Annotated in this window: 25 protein-coding genes; 10 read left to right on the top strand and 15 right to left on the bottom strand. The window is 39.0% G+C overall.

The genetic code is table 11. The annotated features are described in order from the left end of the window. Positions 1 to 50: 50 nt before the first annotated feature. Together ACL8WY_RS13895 and ACL8WY_RS13890 are read left to right on the top strand one after the other, a co-directional pair. Positions 51 to 461: a DUF1761 domain-containing protein gene (locus ACL8WY_RS13895; RefSeq protein ID WP_436515352.1), complete on the top strand. Its 411-nt coding sequence runs from the start codon at positions 51 to 53 to the stop codon at positions 459 to 461. A 22-nt stretch (positions 462 to 483) separates the two neighbouring features. Further along, entirely contained in the window at positions 484 to 1014 is a 531-nt protein-coding gene (locus tag ACL8WY_RS13890) for a DUF5655 domain-containing protein (protein ID WP_436515351.1), read from the top strand. 54 nt (positions 1015 to 1068) lie between these two features. Here the strand turns inward: ACL8WY_RS13890 and ACL8WY_RS13885 are convergent, their stop codons facing one another. Beyond that, a complete protein-coding gene (locus ACL8WY_RS13885; protein ID WP_436515350.1) occupies positions 1069 to 2142 on the bottom strand; it encodes a hypothetical protein in 1074 nt (357 codons plus the stop codon). An 81-nt stretch (positions 2143 to 2223) separates the two neighbouring features. On the opposite strand from ACL8WY_RS13885, the gene ACL8WY_RS13880 reads away from it, so the two are divergent. Then, positions 2224 to 3588, top strand: coding sequence for a hypothetical protein (locus ACL8WY_RS13880; RefSeq protein WP_436515349.1), 1365 nt, complete (start codon positions 2224 to 2226; stop codon positions 3586 to 3588). Positions 3589 to 3628: 40 nt separating this feature from the next. After that, a complete protein-coding gene (locus ACL8WY_RS13875; RefSeq protein WP_436515348.1) occupies positions 3629 to 4648 on the top strand; it encodes a nucleoid-associated protein in 1020 nt (339 codons plus the stop codon). Between the two features lie 7 nt (positions 4649 to 4655). Here ACL8WY_RS13875 and ACL8WY_RS13870 read toward each other — a convergent pair whose 3' ends face one another. Together ACL8WY_RS13870 and ACL8WY_RS13865 are read right to left on the bottom strand one after the other, a co-directional pair. Beyond that, positions 4656 to 5210 (bottom strand): BLUF domain-containing protein, encoded by a 555-nt coding sequence (locus ACL8WY_RS13870; RefSeq protein ID WP_436515347.1) that lies wholly within the window; start codon positions 5208 to 5210, stop codon positions 4656 to 4658. 66 nt (positions 5211 to 5276) lie between these two features. Next, a complete protein-coding gene (locus ACL8WY_RS13865; protein WP_436515346.1) occupies positions 5277 to 6053 on the bottom strand; it encodes a TerC family protein in 777 nt (258 codons plus the stop codon). Positions 6054 to 6255: 202 nt separating this feature from the next. On the opposite strand from ACL8WY_RS13865, the gene ACL8WY_RS13860 reads away from it, so the two are divergent. The 3 genes from ACL8WY_RS13860 (at position 6256) to ACL8WY_RS13850 (ending at position 9535) form a co-directional block, all read left to right on the top strand. Continuing rightward, positions 6256 to 7938, top strand: coding sequence for an ATP-binding protein (locus ACL8WY_RS13860; RefSeq protein WP_436515345.1), 1683 nt, complete (start codon positions 6256 to 6258; stop codon positions 7936 to 7938). Beyond that, complete coding sequence (locus tag ACL8WY_RS13855) at positions 7935 to 8354, top strand: DUF3995 domain-containing protein (RefSeq protein WP_436515344.1); 420 nt, start codon at positions 7935 to 7937, stop codon at positions 8352 to 8354. The genes ACL8WY_RS13860 and ACL8WY_RS13855 overlap by 4 nt, the downstream gene beginning before the upstream one ends. Positions 8355 to 8434: 80 nt before the next feature. Beyond that, complete coding sequence (locus tag ACL8WY_RS13850; protein ID WP_436515343.1) at positions 8435 to 9535, top strand: MFS transporter; 1101 nt, start codon at positions 8435 to 8437, stop codon at positions 9533 to 9535. A gap of 264 nt (positions 9536 to 9799) precedes the next feature. Here ACL8WY_RS13850 and ACL8WY_RS13845 read toward each other — a convergent pair whose 3' ends face one another. Together ACL8WY_RS13845 and ACL8WY_RS13840 are read right to left on the bottom strand one after the other, a co-directional pair. Then, positions 9800 to 12310 (bottom strand): N-acetylmuramoyl-L-alanine amidase, encoded by a 2511-nt coding sequence (locus ACL8WY_RS13845; protein WP_436515342.1) that lies wholly within the window; start codon positions 12308 to 12310, stop codon positions 9800 to 9802. Beyond that, on the bottom strand, positions 12307 to 12681 hold the full coding sequence (locus tag ACL8WY_RS13840; RefSeq protein ID WP_436515341.1) for a BlaI/MecI/CopY family transcriptional regulator: 375 nt from the start codon (positions 12679 to 12681) through the stop codon (positions 12307 to 12309). The genes ACL8WY_RS13845 and ACL8WY_RS13840 overlap by 4 nt, the downstream gene beginning before the upstream one ends. A gap of 139 nt (positions 12682 to 12820) precedes the next feature. On the opposite strand from ACL8WY_RS13840, the gene ACL8WY_RS13835 reads away from it, so the two are divergent. From ACL8WY_RS13835 to ACL8WY_RS13825, 3 genes are read left to right on the top strand one after another with little or no spacing between them, the layout of a single operon-like run. Further along, a complete protein-coding gene (locus tag ACL8WY_RS13835; RefSeq protein WP_436515340.1) occupies positions 12821 to 13441 on the top strand; it encodes a TetR/AcrR family transcriptional regulator in 621 nt (206 codons plus the stop codon). Continuing rightward, a complete protein-coding gene (locus ACL8WY_RS13830; RefSeq protein ID WP_436515339.1) occupies positions 13438 to 14598 on the top strand; it encodes an MFS transporter in 1161 nt (386 codons plus the stop codon). Before ACL8WY_RS13835 ends, ACL8WY_RS13830 begins: the two co-directional genes overlap by 4 nt. After that, on the top strand, positions 14595 to 15425 hold the full coding sequence (locus tag ACL8WY_RS13825; protein ID WP_436515338.1) for a hypothetical protein: 831 nt from the start codon (positions 14595 to 14597) through the stop codon (positions 15423 to 15425). Before ACL8WY_RS13830 ends, ACL8WY_RS13825 begins: the two co-directional genes overlap by 4 nt. Before the next feature lie 87 nt (positions 15426 to 15512). Here the strand turns inward: ACL8WY_RS13825 and ACL8WY_RS13820 are convergent, their stop codons facing one another. The 10 genes from ACL8WY_RS13820 to ACL8WY_RS13775 form a co-directional block, all read right to left on the bottom strand. Continuing rightward, positions 15513 to 16262, bottom strand: a complete 750-nt coding sequence (locus tag ACL8WY_RS13820) for a LytR/AlgR family response regulator transcription factor (protein ID WP_436515337.1) — start codon at positions 16260 to 16262, stop codon at positions 15513 to 15515. Further along, a complete protein-coding gene (locus ACL8WY_RS13815) occupies positions 16259 to 17308 on the bottom strand; it encodes a sensor histidine kinase (RefSeq protein WP_436515336.1) in 1050 nt (349 codons plus the stop codon). The genes ACL8WY_RS13820 and ACL8WY_RS13815 overlap by 4 nt, the downstream gene beginning before the upstream one ends. A gap of 47 nt (positions 17309 to 17355) precedes the next feature. Next, complete coding sequence (locus ACL8WY_RS13810) at positions 17356 to 18048, bottom strand: LiaF transmembrane domain-containing protein (protein ID WP_436515335.1); 693 nt, start codon at positions 18046 to 18048, stop codon at positions 17356 to 17358. A 126-nt stretch (positions 18049 to 18174) separates the two neighbouring features. Then, positions 18175 to 18804, bottom strand: a complete 630-nt coding sequence (locus tag ACL8WY_RS13805) for a M35 family metallo-endopeptidase (RefSeq protein ID WP_436515334.1) — start codon at positions 18802 to 18804, stop codon at positions 18175 to 18177. 8 nt (positions 18805 to 18812) lie between these two features. Next, the gene (locus ACL8WY_RS13800; RefSeq protein WP_436515333.1) at positions 18813 to 19619 is read right to left on the bottom strand and encodes a hypothetical protein; all 807 of its coding nucleotides are present in this window, start codon (positions 19617 to 19619) and stop codon (positions 18813 to 18815) included. Between the two features lies 1 nt (position 19620). Further along, positions 19621 to 20487: a hypothetical protein gene (locus ACL8WY_RS13795; protein WP_436515332.1), complete on the bottom strand. Its 867-nt coding sequence runs from the start codon at positions 20485 to 20487 to the stop codon at positions 19621 to 19623. Between the two features lie 6 nt (positions 20488 to 20493). Next, positions 20494 to 20811: a hypothetical protein gene (locus ACL8WY_RS13790; protein ID WP_436515331.1), complete on the bottom strand. Its 318-nt coding sequence runs from the start codon at positions 20809 to 20811 to the stop codon at positions 20494 to 20496. Continuing rightward, positions 20808 to 21386, bottom strand: a complete 579-nt coding sequence (locus ACL8WY_RS13785) for a DUF2589 domain-containing protein (protein WP_436515330.1) — start codon at positions 21384 to 21386, stop codon at positions 20808 to 20810. Before ACL8WY_RS13785 ends, ACL8WY_RS13790 begins: the two co-directional genes overlap by 4 nt. A gap of 1 nt (position 21387) precedes the next feature. Next, positions 21388 to 22203 (bottom strand): hypothetical protein, encoded by an 816-nt coding sequence (locus ACL8WY_RS13780; protein ID WP_436515329.1) that lies wholly within the window; start codon positions 22201 to 22203, stop codon positions 21388 to 21390. 4 nt (positions 22204 to 22207) lie between these two features. Continuing rightward, complete coding sequence (locus ACL8WY_RS13775; protein WP_436515328.1) at positions 22208 to 22849, bottom strand: DUF2589 domain-containing protein; 642 nt, start codon at positions 22847 to 22849, stop codon at positions 22208 to 22210. Positions 22850 to 22913: the final 64 nt, after the last annotated feature.

Below are 22913 nucleotides of genomic sequence, written 5' to 3'. Positions count from 1 at the left end.
TACTATGGCAGCTCAGTAGCTGGCGCTAATCTTACCAAAAAAAAAGAAAAATGGATTTAGCAACAGCACTACAAAACATCAATTGGCTATCTGTAATATTAGCCGCAATCTCATCATTCCTTATCGGTGGCATTTGGTACGGTCCCCTTTTCGGGAAAGCCTGGATGACGGCCTTTGGATATACGGAAGAGGATTTAAAAAAGCGAAGCGTTTCTAAGACCTTTGGGTTATCCCTTCTGCTAGCCTTATTTGCTTCATTGGTTTTAGAAATGTTTATTGGACCTGAGGCGAATATAATTTTTGGTACGATGGCCGGCTTGTTCGCCGGAATCGGATGGGTAGCTACCTTTCTTGGAATACTCTATCTTTTCGAAATGCAGACCTTGAAAGTGTACCTAATCAATGCCGGGTATTGCGTGATCTCACTTACAATTATGGGCTTGATTTTAGGCAGTTGGTAACTAATCATTAATTAATAAAATCATGGAAAAAGGATTACAAGAAAAAACGGGACAGCCACTGGAGCATTGGATCAAAGTGGTGGAAGCATCCAAACTAGAAAAGCATAAAGCTATCATGGACTTTCTAAAATCTGAGCACGGATTCACTCATGGGTTTGCAAACTTCGTAGCTCTTAAAGCAAGAAAAGCTGATGCTGGCTCACAGGATTCAGAAGACCTCCTTAAGAACCAATATCAGGGCAAAGAAGTACTCTTTCCCATCTATGAAAAATTGGTTGAAGCGATTGCGAAATTTGGTACTGACATCACGCAAACTCCTAAGAAGGACAGTGTAAGCATGATTCGGAAGAAGCAGTTCGCATTGATCAAACCTGCTACAAAAACCAGGATAGATTTAGGACTCAAACTAAAAGGAAAGTCCGAAACTGATCGGCTGGGAAACTCTGGCCCATTTGGAAGCATGTGCACACATAGGGTTCAGCTTACCGGAGTAAACGAGGTGGATCAGGAATTAATCGGATGGCTTATGGAAGCCTACGAGGCAGCTGGTTAAACAAAAAAATCCCGACCACTACAGTCGGGATTTTGTTCACTAACCTAAAAACCTCTACTGGATAAAGTTTACTTCTAAGTTCTTAATATCATTTGGCACGAAAGGATTCATTCCATCGAGATTCACAAAAGTAGCATCGAAACTTGCAGGCTTGTTATCTTCTCCTGAAGTAATGAAACCATCATTATTAAAGTATGCCGGAGATAAGGCCTCAGCTAGTATTGCATCAATCGTACTCTCATCAAGGTTTGCTACTTCATTGATCTCGTCTTCTAGTACTTTGAAAACAGAATAGTCAACTAGTACATCCGCTGTAGTAACAGAAGACGGAGGCAAGGCAAGCTTAACTACTCCAAGATCTGTAGACTCATCTCCTCTTCCTACAAAGGCATAGTTTCTACCTCCGGTGAAACCTTTATCAATGATTACAACATTTGGATGATTGGAATTGCCCATTACTTCAATGATGTCTCCTTTCTTTCCAACAAACATCTTCATGTTATCAATATCTCCATTTTCCACCGGCTCTACACCAGAAATTGAGATAGTCATTGTAGCATCATAGTTAGCATCATCTTCACTATAGTCAATGCGTAAGAAAGCATTCTCAGAGGCATCTAAATCAGATCTGTCAATATTGAATGGTTTAAGGATTCCCACTCCTGATACCGGACTTGTATTCCACAGTAGCTGAACAGCTTGCTCTTCATTTTCTGTGTCTACCATGATCAGTTCATATTCGTAAGACACTCCTCCTCTGGTTACATTTTCTGCGATATCGATTCGTTTTTCACGTCCATCGTCATCACCATCGAAAGTATAAGAGCGTACGTTGTTGGCTTCCAGAATAGCTCCGACTTGCAAGGTTAACTCCAGAATATCAGCAGACTCTTCCCCTAAATGAATGAAGTATCTGAGGCTCTCATAAATTTCGTCTCCTTCAATTACTCCATCACCATCTCCTGTAGCTCGACCGCTGAGATTTCCAGTATTGCTACTTATGGATGAAGGTATATCGATGGAAAATTGTGCAGGTATGTCAACCGTGGCTTCAACTTCATCGTCGCTCGAACAAGCAATCATAAATGAGAAGCTGATTAATAAAGCGATTAATTTTAATGATTTCATTGTGGTAATTTTAATAGTAGTACATGTGCTTTGAGTTTTACCCTACCAGCCATACTACAAATTTTCAAAAAATAATTTAGCATGAGAAAATTAACCCTTGTTTTTAGCCTTACCGCACTTCTCATGGCATGCTCTTCAGGATCTGATAAAAAAGAGGAACTGCCTAAAGATCCTTTTCAGCCTGAAATCCCCGCGATAATCAAGCCAATTGAAATCCCGAAAATCACATTACCTGTAACCACAGACATCAACGCGTGGCTGATCTCTAATCCTAAAACGGCTGAACATGTGGTCTGGTATGAGGAAGGTTCAGGTTGGATCCAATGGAAGGATTGGTCTCCCGGCTTGAAAGGTCTCCTGCAAGATGCCTTTCAATTTGCATTGAATGGAGGCTCCATCGCTCCAATTACTCCTTTGGAGAATCATGTGTCAAGGAAATTATGGCAAGCTCCCGCTACTATATTGTCATTTGAAGATTCTCGAAACCTCTTTTTTTCTCAGGTTGCCTGGAGTTTCCTAGTCGAAATTCAGCAATTGGTGCCGTGGACACTGGAAGACTTAAATCCCGAAGACTTAACAATGCTTTTCGATGGACGACAATACTTTGATGAGAAGGAAGGGTGCACTTATCCCAATGGGACAATCGACCCGAATCATGTCTACTGTACGTTCAAAGGATTAAAACTTAAATCGAATTCGATAATACCTGCACCCGGACACTGGACCTACGGCCTGCTACTTGCCAATGATCTGATTGGAAGTACCCGAAAATCAACCATCAGTAAAATATGCGAGTGGACAACTGATCATTTTGCACACATGACCGGTCCAAATACGGAAGAAAACATGATCACTCTTTATGGAGAAATGGGCATTCCTTCACTGATTAGTGTGATAGAGGCCGAGCCTTTCATCAATGGTAAAGACCTAAAACCGATGTACGCGTGCTGGGGTGCGACTCAATTTCTAAAAACTCTGCTTGCCCAGATTAATGTCCCGGTAGAGTATTTTGAGATTACACCCGGTCACAGGCTGCCTCATTTTGTCTCTGAGGGATTAGCACTCTCTCATGGCGATGATTTGTATAACGGCAACTTCCGAAATGACTCCTCATTTCCAATGTTCATACCTTATGATGAAGTATTTATAACTGAACAGAAGTTTCTTGACTGGTTTGGTCCACAAACGACCATGGCGGAAAGAGGCAAGAACGTTGGCCGAAGAATGGATGAACTCTCCATCCAGTATCTAACATTTCCAATTATTATAGATTGGTGCCAGGATTTGGAAGAAGGTAATAGTATTGAGGAAAGTTATGTATACGAGGGGCTTAAAGATTATTATACACTTCAAGATTTGAATGAAATACAACTCTGGCAAAAACTAACCGGCAAGGTTGAATCACTAGAGTATGGCTGCCATGAACTCAACAAATATTACCAGTGAATGGTAACCCTTCCATATTTTCGTAAGCTAAATTTGAGGCATGATAGATTATAAAGGAGCGAGTGTGAAAGAGCTTTTTTTTCAGAAAATAGAAGAAGAAGCTTCTGACCATCACCTGACTCAAAATGAATTTTCCCCAAGCGAAGAAGAGATGCTAAAGAACATATTTCTAAAGCCCTTTGCTGCAGCCACAAACACGTATCAGTTTACGCACGATGTTCAAATTGATCTGAATGTGCTTTATAATCTATCCAGAGAAGTAAATGCCAACAGCGAAATAGGGGAAACATATAAAGGAATTATTTCCCATCTCCGCACGAGTTCTCGTCATCCCAACATCAAGGAAGGCGAGCTTTTCATTATCAGATTTACCGATATTTTCATCAATGGAATGACAATCGATGGCCTGGGCATATTCAAGGTTGAAAAGAAGGATCCGTTTATTGAAACCCCTGACTGGACCAAAGAGCCGACGCTGCTTTTCAAGGAAGGCATTGGTGAAAAAAAATTGGACAAGGCATGTTTGATCCTCTTTGATGAAGATCCATTCACCATTTTGGCCTATGACAATAATAACAGTGAGGCTGTATACTGGAAGAATGATTTTATCAATCTGGACTTCAAAAAAGATCATGTGAACAACACCAATCACTTTTTGGAGATGACCAAGTCATACATCACTGATCAGATGCCTGAAGAGTTTGAAGTATCAAAGACCGATCAGATTGATTTACTCAATAAGTCAATCAAGTATTTTAAAGAAGCCGAAAATTTTGATAAAGGAGAGTTTGAACTGTCTGTGTTTGGTCAAGAGGAAGAAGCCGTGAAATCATTTCGATACTTCGACCAGCAATACCAAGAAGACATGGATCTGGAGATTGAAGATAATTTCAAGATCGCCGTCCAATCCGTAAAAAAGCAAGCACGAATTTTTAAAAGTGTGTTAAAATTGGATAAGAATTTCCATGTCTACATACATGGTAATCGAGAACTAATCGAACGCGGAGTAGATTCTGACGGAAGAAAGTATTACAAGATTTACTATGATAATGAATCGTAAATACTCATCATGAAACCAGTAAAAAGGTCTTGAGCACGCGCATTCCCTCATCTTTGTAAGAACTTAAATCACCATCCATCATAGATTGATAGAGTCTCCTCTTTTGCTCGCTAAAGTTGGTTTTGAATTCCACTTTGTTTTCATCAACCTTCTTCCCGGCCATATCCCAATCGATGAAATGCCTTCCTTTCACTGGCTCACAATACCTCATTGAAGAGCCTCCATGTCGGTCATCTTTATCTATCTTCTCATACAAAGTCATCACTTTTTCTTTTTCCCCTTCCAACACTTGCAGAAACCGGTCTTTGGTGTGAATAAGGATTCCAGTGATCCCGAGTTTTGAATTGTTTCTGCGAGAAATTTCTAAAATCTCTTCAATATCCTTATCTGTACATCTTGGTGATCTGGCGCTTGTGTATACAAGCCGATAGAGGTTCTCATCAGGTAGGGATTCTTTATGGTTATATTCAGCAATTAAAACATCGAGCATTCGGAGAAGTCTCTCGTCTGCTGACTCCAACTTTTGTACAAGGCGGTCTTTGAGTGATTGATGAGTTGTCATAATTATTATTTTACAATCATCGAACTACGCAAATGAACAATTGTTTCTAAAACAAAAACTTCTAGCTCATTTTATGAGTTTGCTTTGAGATGCATTTTTTCGAGCAATTAGCCTTTTTTGATAACGTCCTTGTACAATATCTATCACGACAAGAATGACGATGATAAAGTAAAAAGTGGTTTTGCTCATTGGGGTAATGTGATTACCAAATATTTTCAAGTGCGCCAGGTGTCCGCCTTCAGAAAGCAACATAACACCTACCAGAAATAGAATAAACAAGCCCAGAACTTCGTATAGTCTGTTTTTGGCCAAAAACTTTGACACACCATCTGACAGCCAAATCATGAGACCTCCACTTATGATAATTGCAGTAGCCATTACCCAAAACACATCGCTTAATGCCATGGCACTTAAAATAGAATCGAACGAAAAAATGAGATTCATAAATACGATCATGGCAATGGTCCTGGCTACACTCTGGCTTTTTTGCCCTTCTCCCTCATGCTCTTCCAGATAAACCAGATGCCAGATTTCCTTTAATGCTGTATAAAGAATAAATACTCCTCCAAATAATACGATCAAGCTATGCACACTAATAGCGCCTGAAATAAAACCAGAATCAAGCTCTAAGAAAGGATCCTGGAAATACTTAATTACACTCACCAACACATAGAGTAAAATGATTCTCAATGCGATTGCTATTCCAATACCCACCGTTCGCACCCTCTTCTGTTTTTCCGCAGGCGCGCGCTTTGATTCTAAGGAGATATAGAGCAGGTTGTCAAAGCCAAGAACTGCTTGCAGCAAAATGAGCATAAGTAGAGTAAAGATATTTTCCGCCATGATTTATCAATTTTTGGATCGTAAGAAACAAAACTGACAAAATTGATGCAACTAAATCACATAATTCGGGATGACTTCTACACCAGATACCGACTTATTCTTACGAAACACTTAACTTCACCTAAGTGAGTATCTATCATTGAACCAGTTAATTAAGAACATACTACCATCAACAGACCGTTCGCATAAAATTGAACACCGATTGTTCGAGATTACTCTCGGGCTAACCGTTATTGTATTTCTTTTTTGGTGCATCTATGGTTTCATCATCGGGTATGAATTTTTCGTGCAAACCGTTTATACAAGCGGTGTTTTCATCTATTCTATTCTATACATTCTTCAGAAAAAAGGTATTAGATTCAGGTTGCTCACCCAGATTTATTATTACCTGGTACTGTTTCTTTTGGGAATATCCTGGCTTCCTTCAGGAGGTATTAAAGCAGCCATACCAACCTTTCTGGCTCTCGTTTATCTTTCCGGACTGCTGGTTCTTCCGCTTAAAGATTACCTAATATTCATTATTGTAACCTTTGGACTTGTTTTTGGTCTTACACTTTTTGAAATACAAAATCCAGAGCTTGTCGGCATTTATGATAGCAATGAACTACTCATGCAAGACTTGGCTATTGCCACTCTTATTTCACTCGTAATAATGGGAATCTGCCTTTTTGCTTTCAAGCGAACTTACATTGATGATCGTCGAGAGTTGAGAGAAAGGAACAGAGAGCTCATGAGAGAAAAGCGAAGTGCCGAAACCACGGACCAGGCAAAAACCACTTTCCTTGCGACCATTTCTCATGAGATGCGAACACCACTCAATGGAATAGTCGGGATGACGGAACTCCTCTCAAAAACAGAGATCAATGATGAGCAAAAAGAATTAATAGAGAGTCTGGTATTTAGCAGCAACATCTTGCATGGGTTGATAAGTAACGTATTGGATATTACTACCATCGAAGCTGGAAAGTTAAAACTTCAAATAAGCTCGTTTTCGATAAGAAATGAACTGCAAGGAATCTGGCAAGTTTTCAAGAAAAAAACTGAATCCAATAGTCATTTAGAAATCAAAATGGATTTGGACAACAACCTTCCTGAATTCTTAAAAGGAGATATGGCCAGGATCAGACAGGTGCTCGTTAATCTGATGAACAATGCTATCAAGTTTACCTACAAAGGCTCAATCACCTTAAAAGTAAATGTATTGGGACAGGTTGGAGACGTTGCCTCAGTCCAGTTTGTCATTGTAGACACAGGCGCCGGAATTCCCTTGGAGAAGCAGCCTCACCTCTTTGAAACATTTTATAAAGGCACAGACGAGGATGGTTATGAGGGCACTGGACTTGGACTTTCAATCGTAGAAAAGCTAGTAAAGCTGATGGGAGGTACTATCGATTTTCAATCCACTCCTTCGGAGGGTTCTTCATTTTTCTTCACCTTACCCTTAGGTGTGGCAAATACAGAGCACACAAATGAAATGGATAGCATTGATGTCCCTGGGCTCAGTGAACTCAAAATGCTGATTGTAGAAGATGTTGAGATTAACAGATTGGTAGCATCAAAAATGCTGAAAAGTATGAACATCAGCGACATTGATATAGCTGTAAATGGAACTGAAGGAGTTGAAAAAGCCACAAATAAACGATATGATATAATCTTAATGGATCTACAAATGCCTGATATTTCAGGTTTTGAAGCTTCAAAGCAAATTGCAGCTTACTATGAAGAAGCTGTGCGAAAGCCAACGATTATCGCTTTGACAGCAAATGCCATGAAAGGGAGCATGGAAGAGTGTCTGGAAGCAGGCATGAGTGATTATGTATTAAAACCAATTAAGACTGATACACTTAAAAATGTTCTGATAAAGCATTTAAACGAAATCACATGAGTGTTCTGACCATTCTACTATTTGTCATTTTTCTTGCGCTTTCTGTGCTACACCTAAGTTGGTCTTTAGGTAACAAATGGGGATTTGAAGCAGCTCTTCCGGTAAACGAAGAGGGTAAGCGCATGCTTAATCCAAAAAAAATTGACAGCTTCATTGTCGGAATTGGACTCCTCCTCTTTGGATGTTTCTACCTAATCAATGCATCTATTATTGCTTTGGAACTGCCAGCCGCAGTTATTTCCATCGCCGGCTGGATAATCCCAGGTATTTTTCTACTAAGAGCATTTGGCGACTTTAGATACATCGGGTTTACAAAAAAATTGAAATCAACTGCCTTTGCTAAAAAAGACACCTACTACTATTCGCCTCTGTGCCTGATTATTTCAGTAATTGGTTTCATCCTCCAAATAGCATAAATTATATCTCTCAGATTTAATAAATCCAAACACCTTCCTCAGTCCGTATGTAACTACATCTATCATCTAAAGTAATAAAAATGTTGAGTGAAAAAACAAGCTCCCTTAAGTGGAGAGAAGTATACAGTCTTGCGGCCCTTAATGCGGCAGTAGTCATAAGCTGGATTGCCTACCATGAGTACCAACCAATACTCATGGAAAATCTCGGAATCACCCATTTGGTTGATTTCATGATTATCGCTAAAGCAATCATTTTGGTGACTATACCACCAATAGCCGGTTGGCTTTCGGATAAAATCCTAAAGAAAAATGGTAAATACTTAATCATATTTACTGTAGGTATTGGAGCAACAGCAATGGTTTTCATGGTGGTGGCAACCTTAATCGGCACATCCCATATTGTGGATGTAACCACCATTGTCCCATTTATGATCGTGATATGGCTGATAAGTATGAATCTTTTTATCAGTCCTGCGAATTCCATGATAGAAGCATTTGCTCCTGTGCAACAACTACCTATAGTTGTTGGTGTTCTTTTCCTCGTAACCGAGCTACTTTATGCGCTCGAGCCTGTGGTAGTTGCTCTCGTGTTGTTCTTTGGTGACACGCTTACTTTCGTAGTTGGAGGAATTCTAATTTCCGTAACGGGATTTATATTTCACCGGGTCTCAAGAGATGAAGTGATGCAGCGTAAATCTGAATTGATTGCCAACGACAGAGTGAAGACCCAATCCGTAATTTCGTATGCGGCAATCGTGATGGTCGGTTTGTTTCTTGGGTTAGGCAAAGCCTTCCTCGTAGAATTCTTGCCGGAGCATTTCGCATCCAAATTTCCAAACTTTACTGAATTTGAAGGGTACATATCGTTTGCTATCCTCGGGCTTTGTGCTATCTCCGGATTCCTGATAAGTAAGCGGATTTCTAAAGCTGATTTAAAAAATGTAATCATTAGCAGCTTTGTCGTAATGGCCGTTGGCGTATTGACAATCATTTTCTCCGCAAGCCCTTATGTGACGATTCTTGCCGCTCTAATTATTGGAGCAGGCTTCACGATGGCTAATATTAGTGGTCTGCCATATGTGATTAAAAATCTATCCGTGAGACATGTGACATATGGAGTGGGTATTTATATTGGTGCATCTGAGGTGCTTACAGGATTATTTGAATATATGCTGAGGTAATCAAAATCAAAAAAAACTGAAAAGCCCTGACAGAGTCAGGGCTTTTTTTATTGTTCACCCTAAAAATTTGACTGTTCACAGAGATTTTTTTGATCAACTTTGGTCATCATTCATTTTTGGATCATCATCAAAAACTGAAACAAAATGAAAAAGAGATCAATGATATCACTTGACTGAGAAGATAATCAAGCCAAGATTGGAGAAATAAAAATCCCGATAGGTCAATCCTACCGGGATACAGTAAATGAGGTCTTTAGAAAGTAGCTACCAGGAAGTACTAACCGACTCAATAGCGTTGGCGATTGATGCGGCTATTTCTTCTTTTCCTTTATAAGAAGTCATATAGTCCAGGTCGCTTTGATTTGACAAATGTCCTATCTCAATTAGTATCGCCGGACAATCTGTTGTTCTTATAAGGTAGAGATCATCCACCAAGCCAACCTTAGCTTCTCGCTCTATAGCTTTGAATTGACCACCCAGGAATTCGGATACTTCCAGTGACTCTTGTAAATACGCACTCTGCGCATCCACAAAAACACCGGTGTATTTTTTAGTAGCGTCCTGATCACTGTTGGCATGTATTGAAATTAGCAGGTCAGCATCTTTTGAAGCTGCTGCACGATCTTGTAGAGAGAGAAAGGAATCCTCATCCCTTGTAAATATCACTTCAATATCATTTCTATCAGTAAAATAGTTACTCACAACTTTGGCCACTTCAAGAGTTATTTGCTTTTCCTCCAGCCCATTCAATGCCCGAGAACCGGGATCATTACCTCCATGTCCGGGATCTATCAAAACACGAAAAGCGGTTTGCTCATTCTTCGTTTTGTCCTTTTTTTTAGACTTGCTCTTATTTTTGGACTTATTTTTCTGCTTGTTCTTCGTAGTGATTTCTATCACGCCATTGTTACCTTTTTTGCCATATTTTTCTTTAGCACTCTTCCCTTTTAACACATCAATACGGTCAATCTCATCCGGCTCCAATTGTGATACCTCCGTCACTATTTCTCCATCAATAACATACAAAGGGCTATCTTTTTTACCATCAAATCGAATCACTTGATCCTGTCTGCTGTTATCAAATTTCAGCTTTTCGTTTAAAACTCTCAGCTCCATCAGTTTTCGTTCCTCGACCTCTTTTTCTCTCGCTTGCTCTTCTGTGACTTCTCGCATTTCTTCACTTTTTTCACGTTCTCGCTCAGCGAGCACAGCTTCTCTTTCGGCGAGGACCATTTGTTCCTCAGCATATCTTTCTTCTTCACTTGCTTCATGTCTAGCTTGCTCCGCTAATTCAATTTGCTGCTGGGCAAGAAGCATCTCTTGTTCAGCCAATTCTATGGCATTCGGTTCCAGACTGGCTTTGAAATTATAATCTTTGATATAATCCTTCGGATCGACTCGTTTTTCGCCCTTTAGCACTTCATAGTGTAAATGGGGAGCTGTAGACATTCCGGAATTTCCGGATAGTCCAATTATATCACCTTTTTTTACCACGTCACCTTCTTTCACCTTAAACTCAGAAAGCTGAGCATATTTGGTTCTGTACGTATCACCATGTGTAACGGTAATGAGCTTTCCGTAACCCTCCATGGTCTTGACGCCCGTTACTTTCCCATTAGCAGTTGCCAAAACTTCAGTGCCGATAGGGCAGGCGAAATCCATTCCTAGATGCATTTTTCTCACCTTTTGAACTGGATGCATACGCATACCAAATCCTGAGGTCATTCGCACCTTATCGGTGCTCTTCAGTGGTAATATTTCTGGAATATTTTCTTGAGTCAGACCCATGGGTTCAATTGGATCCGAGGTAGGTTCCATAAGGTTCAACCTCGACCAATTCAGTCCATCCTCCGGTCCAATGATGGAAGCGATTTCATCACCTACATCATTTAATGGTTCCATTGCTTCTTTGCTTGAAAAAGCAAAAATCACCATTAACGTTACCGGTACAGTGAGTGCATAGACCCATCCGGTTGTTTTACGTTGTTTGTTCATCATTACAATCCTTTTTTTAATCATTGAAAAATTGAAATGACTCACCAAACCCGAGTATTGAGCAGTTTGAAGTTGAGAAAATAAAATTTCCTGATAGCCAACCGGATCTTTGAATCGGTCGAGTACCACTTCATCTGCCTGAAATTCATGGATTTCGATGAGTGCGTTTCGATACAAGTAAATGAAGGGATTGAACCAAAACAGCGAAACAACAGAATCCATAAGCAGCCGATCGATAGAATGAAGCCGCCGTACATGTTCACATTCATGCGCAAGGATTTGATCAAATGCATCAGTGCCAAAAAGTGATTTGGGCATAAATACATTTGAAAAAAAACTAAACGGTCGATCTTGTGATATTTTAAAAAGTTTAAACCAGCGCTTTTTTACATACTCTGAATGCCTCTTAAGTTTGGCCAGCACGTAGAGATAAAAAATGGATCTGGTCATTAAAGCAAGTGCGATAAGTGCATATAGCCATGGGAGTAGCTGCCAATACGAATAAGTAGTTTCGTTCGAGATAGGGACGAGTTCAAACTCTTCCATGCTTGCTGTGGGCTCGGAAAGCCACATGATTACCGAGATTTCATCTGATGCTTGTACTGGCTCAGGTATTGTTATTTCCATTAAAGGAATAAAAAAGGCCGCGATCACAGCTATGAGCAAGAATCCTCGATTAAAGGCATGTCGCCCTGTGTTGCGAAGGGCTATTCTGTAAAAGAGGAACAGTAGCCCGTGTATAGCGATAACTTTTAGTATGTATATAATTAACTCATTCATGATTTTCGCTGGGCAATTTGTTCATCAATAAGTTTTCTAATTTCTTGTAATTCTTCTACTGAAAGATCTTTCTGCGAAGTGAAAAACGAGGCAAACTTCTTAGCGGAATTGTCAAAAAAACTACTCATCAGCCCATTCATTGATTGCTGCGAATAATTTTCCTTGGAAATGAGTGCAAAGTATTCTCGCGACTTACCATGTGTATTGAACCCAATGAATCCTTTCTTCACCAAAACATTCACCACCGTAGAAATGGTGGTATAAGCAGGAGCCGGTTCTGGGTATTGCTCCACAATGTCTTTTAAATACGCTTTTTCGAGTGTCCAGAGATAATGCATTAGCTGCTCCTCTGCTTTGGTCAATTCCTTCATGACACAATACTATAACTATAAATATAATTATACAACTATTTTTATAGTAATAATTTTGATGACGTATGCTATAGAATTATTCATCATCCATTTGGATTTAAATTATATTTCAATAGATTAGTGCGATCGCACTAATAATATGAAATCTTTAAGCAAAACCAAATTAAAAATTATAGAAACAACCGTGGCACTCTTTAACAAAGATGGCTTTGCTGATATAGGTACACGACAGATTGCTGCTAAGCTTCAAATAAGCAGAGGAAATCTATCCTACCACTATTCCGGCAAGGAAAAAATGCTCCCTGATATTTACCAAATAATGGTATCTAAAAGGCAAAAGATGCTTCCGGCACTCAATGAATCACTCTCATTGAAATCTATTTATGTTTTTTTTGGAAGCCTTACAACCCTGCAGGTGGATTACAAATTTTTCTTTAGGGATTTAAATCAAGTCTTAAGCTCTTCCAGCGTGGTTCGATCTCAATTTGTAAAGCATTCGAAAGAGCATCGATCTTATGACCTAGCTTTCATTGATCAGCTTGTGGAGAATGAAATTCTTATCCCCGAACCAGATGAAGGAATCTATCAAAACCTTGCACATGTCGTATGGGTGACTAGAATATTTTGGATGAGTCAGGAAAAATTTTCTGATTTTATAGACGTAAATAATAGTGAGCATGCTTCACAAGTGATCTTAGATCTCTTCTATCCATTCTTAACGGATAAGGGACTGCTGGACTATAAAATGATGAAGCTATGAAATTATTCAATCGGAATTTTACGCTTCATTTCGTAGGTTATCTCGTGTTATCCATTGGATTTTACCTGCTCATTCCGACTTTGCCTGTATTCGCAGTAGATACCTTGAATGCGAGGAATGATCAGGTGGGATTCATCATTGGCATATATGCTCTATCGGCTCTCATTTCAAGACCGGTGACAGGATATTGCTTCGATAGGTTTGATAAAAAGAAGGTATACGTTTTATCTCTTATTGGCTCTTCCTCAGTCATTTTAGGGTATCATTTTGTTGATTCAATGTCTAGCCTTTTCATCGTACGTTTTTTACATGGTATTGCCTGGAGTTTTATCACTACCGGATCCAGCGCTATTGTCGTGGACTTTATTCCTATAGAGCAAAGAGGACAAGGGATTAGTTATTTCGGGCTCAGCTTTGTTATTGGTATGGCTGTGGGGCCTTCTATGGGGCAGTTTCTTATTGTCCATTATGATTTCAGCATACTATTTAATGTCATCGTGTGTATGAGTCTGATAGCGGTACTTTTTGGCTCTTTAATTAAAACTGCTAAACGAAAGTCCAAAAAAGTCAAGATCAGACGGATCAAACTGTTTGATCCTAAGGCACTTAGGTTGGCAATTGTTGTCCTTCTGATGGGACTACCCTATGCCATGGTATTGACATTCATCACCTTATATGCATACGAAATTGGTGTGGATAAAAACGGACTGTTCTTTATTGTTTTCGCCATCGGCATCATATTATCAAGGCTCACTACAGGTAAAGTGATGGATATAAAAGGTCCGAGAGTGATTATGATCTTTTGCTATATGATAGGGCTTTGCGGACTTGGTCTGTTGCTTATAAGCAACAGCAATTTGGCATTCCTGACGGCCGGCCTTTTACTTGGATTTGGCAATGGCTCCATTTTACCACTTCTTCTGACTATGATCAACAACCTAGCAACAAACAGTAAGAGAGGAGTTGCTAATGCTACATTCTATACTGCAGCTGATTTAGGAATTGGCTTTGGCTCAATAGTGCTTGGATACATCGCTTCAATTACATCTCTTAAGAGCATGCTGGGTTTTACAATTGCAGCTGAAGTTATCTCATTAATCATATTCCTCGTCATTGCTTTTCAGCACTACAATAAATATAAACTTGTCAGTTCATGAAGTTTATAAAGAAACCGAAGGTACTGTTTCTTAGCGATCTATACTATGAAGCAAATGGTAGGGATTACTACAAAGAGGATTTACTCCTCACCCACTATCTAAAAGACGAGGTGGATTTGATCATCGCTCATCCTTCAAATTCCCAGTCGTTCGAGGAATTTGCAGACTTGATAATCATTCGCAATACCGGCCCCATAGAAGCGCATCAAAAGCAGTTTGATCAATTTAAAAACAGAGTCCATCAGAAAGGGTTAAAAACCATCAACTCGCTGGATGGGAAAGCTGATATTAATGGCAAAAACTATCTTCCTTTGCTATTTGAAGCTGATTTTCCGGTGATCCCAAGCATTTCAAATCCTCAAAAAATTGATCTATTGCCTAGTGCGGATTATTATCTAACAAAGCCTATTTTAGGCGCTGACTCTCATGGGATATTGAAAGTAAAAAAGGAAGATGTATCATCAGTAGGTCCTGAAAAATTTATCATTCAACCCTTCGTGGAAATACAAGAAGAGCACTCGCTCTTTTTTGTGGATGACGAGTTTTTGTATGCTCTAAAAACAACCACCAATCGCTGGAGATTATTTGAATTTTCTCCTAACAATGATGAGTTAAAGGTCGCAATGAAATTCATCTCCTGGAATAATATGGAATCTGGCATACAACGGGTAGATCTGGCTGTAGTCAATGGTGATTACTTTTTGGTAGAGTTGGAAGATATAAACCCATTTTTGTCTTTGGAAAATCTTACTCAGGAAACACTGACTAGGTTTATCAAGTCGTTCTTATTGTCTATAAAATGTCGCCTTGAGGTTTCCACTCTATAATATCCTACTACAGGGCCAGATAAAGATCATTTATTGTGGTGGAATTTGAACCAAAATTTCAATTATCCTTTCATCATCCAATCAAACTTAAAAATCTAATGATTCTTTTAACTTAGCATATCCGGATCGGCTAACAGATAATTGAGTGCCATCCTCTAGCAATACTACATGCGTATCTTTTCCCATCAGTTCCACTCTTGAAATTTGCTTGAGTCGAATAATGTATGATCGATGGATTCTTATAAAGTCATCCTCAGGAAGATGTCCTTCGTAAAACTTCATGGTTTGTTGCTTTAAGAAATTTCCTTCCTCGGTGTAAAGCTTCACGTAATCATCTTGTGCTTCCAAATACTTGATTTTGTCTACTGCTACAATATGAATCTTAGTTCCTGTTCTGACAGCTACTCTGGTCAATGTCTCCATTCTTTCATTTTGCTGTTCTAAAACCTGACTCAATGATTCGCTATTTATCTGCTTTGAGGCCAACTTAGATTTTGCCTTTTTCAAAGCTTCGACAAATCGATCTTTTGCATAAGGTTTTAGTAAATAATCAACCGCATTTTGTTCAAATGCCTTAATTGCGTATTGATCATAGGCAGTGCTAAAAATAATGACCGGAGGGTTTTCAATCAGCTCAAGCATTTCAAAACCGGTCAGTTTTGGCATCATTACATCCAGGAAAACTAGATCGGGCTTTAGCTCATTAATCTGTTTGAATCCTTCGAAACCATCGCTGCACTCTCCAACAAGCTCAATTTCATCGTATTCATTCAAATAATTTCGAATGATCTGGCGCGCCAAGTGCTCATCATCTATTATTAACGTTTTGATTTTCATTGGTCGGTGATTGGTATTTTAATGGTGACAGCAAATTCATTCTTACTTCGCTTTATAGCTAATAAATCATTTCTACCATATACCAGGCTTAATCTCTTTTTCACATTTTCCAACCCGATACCTTCTCCCCTCACGGCTACCGAGTCTGAATCAAAATTATTGATAATTTGAAGTTCCAACATTTCCCCAGCAGTCCCACACTTCATTTTGATTGTAACTGGCTCAACACTATCATATACACCATATTTTATCGCATTTTCAAAAAGAGGTTGAAGAATCAAGTTTGGGACCTTCACCTGACTACATTTCTTAGAAATATTTTTTTCAAAAAGAAGCTTGTCTCCAAAACGGACTTTCTCAATCTCCAAATAAAGCATCGCATTGTTAATTTCCTGTTCGAGCGTGTTCAATTCTGTATTATCCTTGCCGAGAGAATGCCTGAGAAAATCGCTGAGTTTGATAACCATTTCTCGTGCACCTTCCGGCTCTGAAACAGTCAAAGCGCTGACGGAATTAAGACTATTGAAAATAAAATGTGGATTGATCTGAGATTTTAGCATTCTCAACTCGGAGTCTTTCAACAAATTTTGGAGTTCCAACTCTCTATTGAGACGCTTTTGCATATCCTGATAATACTTTATCAAATAGAAAATCAGAACACTTATGCTGTAGAAAAGGATACCGACAATCACTCTCCACACCTTGGCGTTGGCCAAAAATGCTATGTATTCAGACTCGCTAAAAAAAATCGCTCTTAGAAAATAACTTGACAGTGAGAGCCAAACCAGGATGGTGAGAAAAGCTGCACCAACATGGGTTCCTATAAGTGAAAGCTCGTCTTTATTCAGACTCCCGAAAGTGACGATAAACCAAAGCCCTGGTACGATGACACCAAAAATGAGGTTGAACACCAGACTATCGGCTACTGCAATGGCTAGCGAGAAGTCGTAATAAAAATAAAGCACCGATCCGTGAGCGGCGATAACTACCAACCAAACTAGCGTGTAGAGTTTGTAGCCGGAACCGCTTAGAATTGGGTGCTTCATTCGTGATTAGGTAATTGTAGCCTAAAGTTATAAAACGATTGCTAAGGTTAACCTCCTCTCACCTCTGACCCGCCGAATAGTACCATACCTTTTATGCGAATCACTTTTTCCGGATCTTGAGCTATTCCCGAAACCGATAGTCGCTTGTCTGAAAATCCTCCGAAGATCACAAGCATTTCGTTTTTCACTGTCCAATCATTAGGGATGATTATTTCATTGCCTCCGAAAAGGCAAAGACAATCAACAATGACTTCTTTTTGACCCAATTTAGCTCCAAGGAGGTTTAATTCAGAGCCGCCAAAAATTGAGTTGATTCGAGCTGCTTTTAGATTCTGCGACGTAATAGTCTTTGCTGATCCTCCAAAAATCGATGTGTCGTCAAAGTATTCTTCATTAGATACTCCTGGGTTAGAACTGGTATAGCTTCTTCTTCTGAGAAAAATAGATAAGCCCAGTGCAATGAGGATGAGCGGCCACCAATCCCTCATTCGAAAGTGTGGGATGTCAAGTATATCCGGCAAAATGAAAAAAGCGCCGATTCCAAAAAAGACGAGCCCTTCTCTTCTTCCGGTAACAAGCATTGCACCACCTATGATGATAAATATCATTTCCCATCCAAACAGCCAATATGGCAAGAATGAGGGAATCATGTGCAAATTTCGTAGTAGGAAATAGCTACCTAATAGAACCAGGACTAAGCCCAGCCATACTTTTGAGTTTGAGTTTTCGTGTCGTGACATAACCTTTGAGTTTTAAATGTTTCTCAAAGCTGACCAAATCAAGCAAGCCTTGCTATAGTAAATCGGTAAGTTGCAGTTTGGCACCGGGGAATGGTGAAACGGATAGTATGACTTAAATCCTAATGGTTATTTGAGTACATCCTCGGAAAGTGGCTTATCCAATGCTTTAATTCCAAATTTCGCAAACAATGCAAAGTAACCAAAGGCATCTCCATTTGCCATTAGTCGCTTTTTTGAAAGGGGAGTAAACTTCGCTTTATCCCAAAAATAGACCTCATCAGAAATGACTTTAATAGTTCCGAAACAAATATGACTCACTTCATGTATGACTGTTGCCGCCCTACGTGCGTCGCTATACCTCTTCAAAAAAAACTTAGGACATACATAAATGGTTTCTTGAATTATATGCCCCACATGCACAACATAAGCCATAGTAATTTTATTTTTACTGCATTCCTTCTTCCCACTCTTAAATTTTAATTGGCTCTCTATTTTTCTTTCGATTGACCTATAGTTGGCAATTATGATTTCAACATCTTTTTTTATTTGATTCTTGTCATCTGAAATCAGATTAATCTTAAATAATCGATTTAACGCACTATATAATTTCTTGTAACTAATCTTACCAGACAGGTAATCTTCAAGCATTCTTCTCGAACGTTTTGCAAAAACCAAAGCATCGCTGGCTGCTAGAATTAAGGTGACATGCTCACTTTGCTTTTCAAATTCTTCTCGAGGAATTTCAGGATCTTTCATTGCAATATTTATTCATTTAGGACATAACCATACCTCGCTTTGAATGACCTTCGAGCTCCCTTAGACCAATCGTAATTGTCCCAAATGTATTTCAGAGATCTTTTCTCCGCGGTAGTAATGTATCCAGCATCCCATACATTGTTTATGATAATCGACAAATGCTTATGATCAATTTCCTGAAAATGGCTTTCAGCTACTAGCGTATACGCTATTTCGAGCAACATCCGATCGTATCTTACCCCATCGATGTACTTGTAGTATGATCGTCCCTTCTTTCTTACTCCAAATAGATCGAGTTCGATCATTTCATGTTTCGGTATAGAAGTCTTAATTATCAGCTTGGCGTTATAGAAACCAAATCGTATGGGCTTAAACGATAGATCAAAACTAATTTCTTCACCAGAAGAAAGTTCAACGGGTTTATCCAGATCGCTAAGTTCAAAATGTTCATCGTTAGTAGACACTGAAGAAACGGTTAATGAATCTTCTCCTTTATTGATCAGCCTGACTTTTTCCGTATGCCTATATCCTGTTGGTTTTTTGAACACACGCTTGAATTCATTGATTTCAAGTGATTGATTTGAAAAAACATAGTAGCTCAACATATTTTTCTCAAATCGCAAATATCTGGCCTCATTTGAGCTTAGTGATATTGTTGTTTTTGCCGAAGAGAAAGATTGAAAATCACGAGAAAACTCTATCTCTCGATTCATAACTTTAAGAAATCCACCCAATGAATTGATAATAAAACGTGGTGACTCAATATGCCCTAAAGGCAACCGATATAGTATATTATCAGAATATTCGTACTTCATGTCAGCGCTGAGCTATAATGATTTCATGTAAATCTTTTAAAATACTGGAATACAGTGGATCCTTCTTATTTAGTTTCGACAAAAGAACCAAAACATGATTGCCCTTATAGACCCATGTATCGTGGGTATTTGTACTTGTTAGGCCGCATTTTGTGTACAAAACGTACTTCTTGTTAGATTCATTGGGATCAAGCCGTCCTCCTTCACATGAGGAGTCGTATTTCCCAATCTTCAGGTATTCCAATCCTTGTCTTATAAATAGATTACTAACCATTCGTTTGTAGACCTTAATCGTACCTAGGGCGTTTATATGGTTACTCCCTTCTCCAGGCACAACATATCCCCTAAATTTCGCTCCACGATAAGAGTAATACTGATTTAAGGAAAATTCTCTGCTATGTATTCCTGCAAGCTTTAGGGAATATATCATATAGCTTCCTAAAAAGTTCATCATTTTGTGCGCATGATCTAACTTATTTAGTTTGGAAATACAGGTTTTTGAAGAATCTGAGATCACAGGAGCTGATGCTTCTATTTTGAATAATTTTTCAATTTTCGGAAAGTAGTAAGAGCTTCTTACTGGAGCTTTGTTTTTGTAGTCTTTCAGGAAAACGTCAACGTAGTTAGAAATTGATGAGGATCCATGAGGAAGAAGGCTGACCAAATGATTTTGAAGCTGATATAAGGCAAGTATTATCGTAATCTTGGGAACGCTAGCGCCCCATAATTTCTTATGACCGTTAAAATGAGCGATTCGATTATTATACAGAATCCCAACGTTTATTTTTTCACTTATGATCTTAAATTCTTGAGGATTTTTTTTCTTATCTTCAAAATAATCGTCCAATGATTTCTGTAAATCAGCCATATATCATCATTGGTTAACTGAGCTAGCCTTCTTAATCGTATCATCCAATTTCCTCAATCGATCTAAAACCGGTTTGGATTGTTCTTGTTCCACATTAAGCTTTAGCGTACAAGATGGACATTCTATCGGTGAGCCAGACAAAAGCATATCGACATTCACTGGTATTTTGTAGCCACATTCAGGGCAGACTAGTCCAGGCCGATGACTAATCAAAACTTCCTTGTCTTGTGACTTCTCTTCTAGCTCTATCTCAGACTGTTTATCCTCTAGCAAGCGAATCAAAAGCTGCTTGAACTTTTTCCATATGCTTAATAACCACTTCATGGAGCATCAATTTGTGATCCTTGCTCTTCACTATTTATGGTCTGCTCCATAACCCTAAAAAGCTGCTGTACCCCAATAGGTAGTTCACCCTGTTCAAGCTTCATCTTTACATTCATTTGAATATCTGTCTTGCGACCTTCTGATGCAGTCATGCTTCCCATACTTGCTCTGAATTCTACCTTTTTCTTTGAGTACCAATCTGCTGTCTCTGCTTCAGCATCACCAAACTTACTTTGGACGTCAAAAGTCTGTACATCAGCTACTTTAATATTAAATTCCATTTCAGCTTCTTTTACTTCAATGGAGGGTATAGGCACAATTGAGAGTAAGGGTAATTCTAATTTGTATGTCTTTTGCTCACCATCAATATCTGGTTTTTGGTAAGTAAATGTGACCATCCTTAAGTCACCTATTTCTTCTTCCTCTCCATCTTCTTTTTGCTTAAACCCGACCCGTTCGATAAACTCAGCGGTAGCCTGAGCAGATTGGGCCTGACCTTCAACAATCGCTAAAATTGGAGCACCAATGATTTGATGAAAAGGTAAAGACTGTAACTCACTTAATTGTCTAGCCATTTTATTCCGGAATTAATCTTCTTACAACCTTATTATCTTTTTCTTCTACCTGAGACCAGGTATAATTCTTAACCTCGGCAGTGATTTTTATTTTGGAAATTGCATTTTCAGGCATTTCAGCTAGATCCGAGGCATTGGTAGTAATATCTAACGCATATGCCTGAAGCTCAAAGTTCAGATCTGTATCCATCGCATCTAATTGATCTTCCAACCCTCGTTCAAGAGAATTTTCGAGGCTATTCTCCAGTTCCTCTTCTGCTAACAACTCCTTCACTGTATCTATATTTAATATAGTCCTATCAATGATTTTCATCAAGCCTCCTTCAGCAGCTTCCTTATCGATGTTCAAAGAAACATTATCTTCATCCTCATTAACTTCCTCGCTTTCATTGATAAGTGTGGATTGGTTGCTTTCAAAAAAGTCAATGATACTAAACTTTATACTTGACCTGAGATCGACGCTATCAAGGCTATCAACCAGTTGCTGCCATGCATTTGATTTTCCAATCTTAGACAGTGAAGATCCCCTCAGGCTTTCAAAAACTTGTTCAGTTAATTTATCGCTGTATCGTTGTATCATTCTTGATACGTATACAAGCTTATCTTCATCTCTGGTAGCATCCTTTCTTACATCAGATATCCCAAAGTTTAAATCAATTTCCACCTCCTTTATTTCTGTTCGAGGAATGGGGAATAATCGTAGTAAAGAATCTTCTTCGTAATATCTGCTTACTTCTCTGGAATAAAGGTCAGACGTGACTCTTGATTGTGCTATATCTCTCAGAATAGCACCAACCACATCGTGAAGTTGGGCCATCAGATTATGCTTCTTGTTCTTCTTTGATTAAGCCTTCTAATATCCCCAAAACACGAGACATACCTGCGGGCAATTCATCTTGAACTGCTCTCACATTCACATTCATTGTCATTTCGGAGGAATATCGTGAGGACGAAGCATGACTTGAGCTATGTCTACTGGAATAAGAAGCTGAAAAGCTTGCTCTAACTGGAGACCACCAACTTCGGTAGCTTGCCCCGAATCTGCTTGAGTAGGCTTGCGCACTAGCTGATTTGTATTGGTTTGTCCTTACCTCCGATATTTTCGCCATAAAATCAATGTTCATCTCATCAATCCTCAAAGTTGGAATGGGAACTATGGTGAGAACAGGCACTTTCAATGTAGCAGTTTGTGATTCTCCTCCTTCTGACTTTTCATAGGTAAAAACCACGTTTCTAACCTCTCCCATGTCAGCATTACCTTTATCATCAAGGGTTGTTATGCTGTCATCATCCAGTTCTGGATCATATGTATTGTCGTCTTTGACAGGTTTAAAGCCAACACTTTGAATGAAACTGATTGTTTCTGCAGCAGCCTGAGATTGAGCGGATATTGCGGCTGTCATTGGCCCTCCTATGAGGTTATCAAAAGGTAGGTTTTCTAGTTGTTTTATTGCATAGCTCATTGTTAGTAATTTTGGTGATACATTTTTATATGAAGTTCTCACCAATTACCAGATCAATCAATAC

The organism is Ekhidna algicida (assembly GCF_051379705.1).
Taxonomy (GTDB): domain Bacteria; phylum Bacteroidota; class Bacteroidia; order Cytophagales; family Cyclobacteriaceae; genus Ekhidna.
Note: the sequence above shows the minus strand (reverse complement) of the source record. Positions and strands in the feature narration are given on the sequence as shown.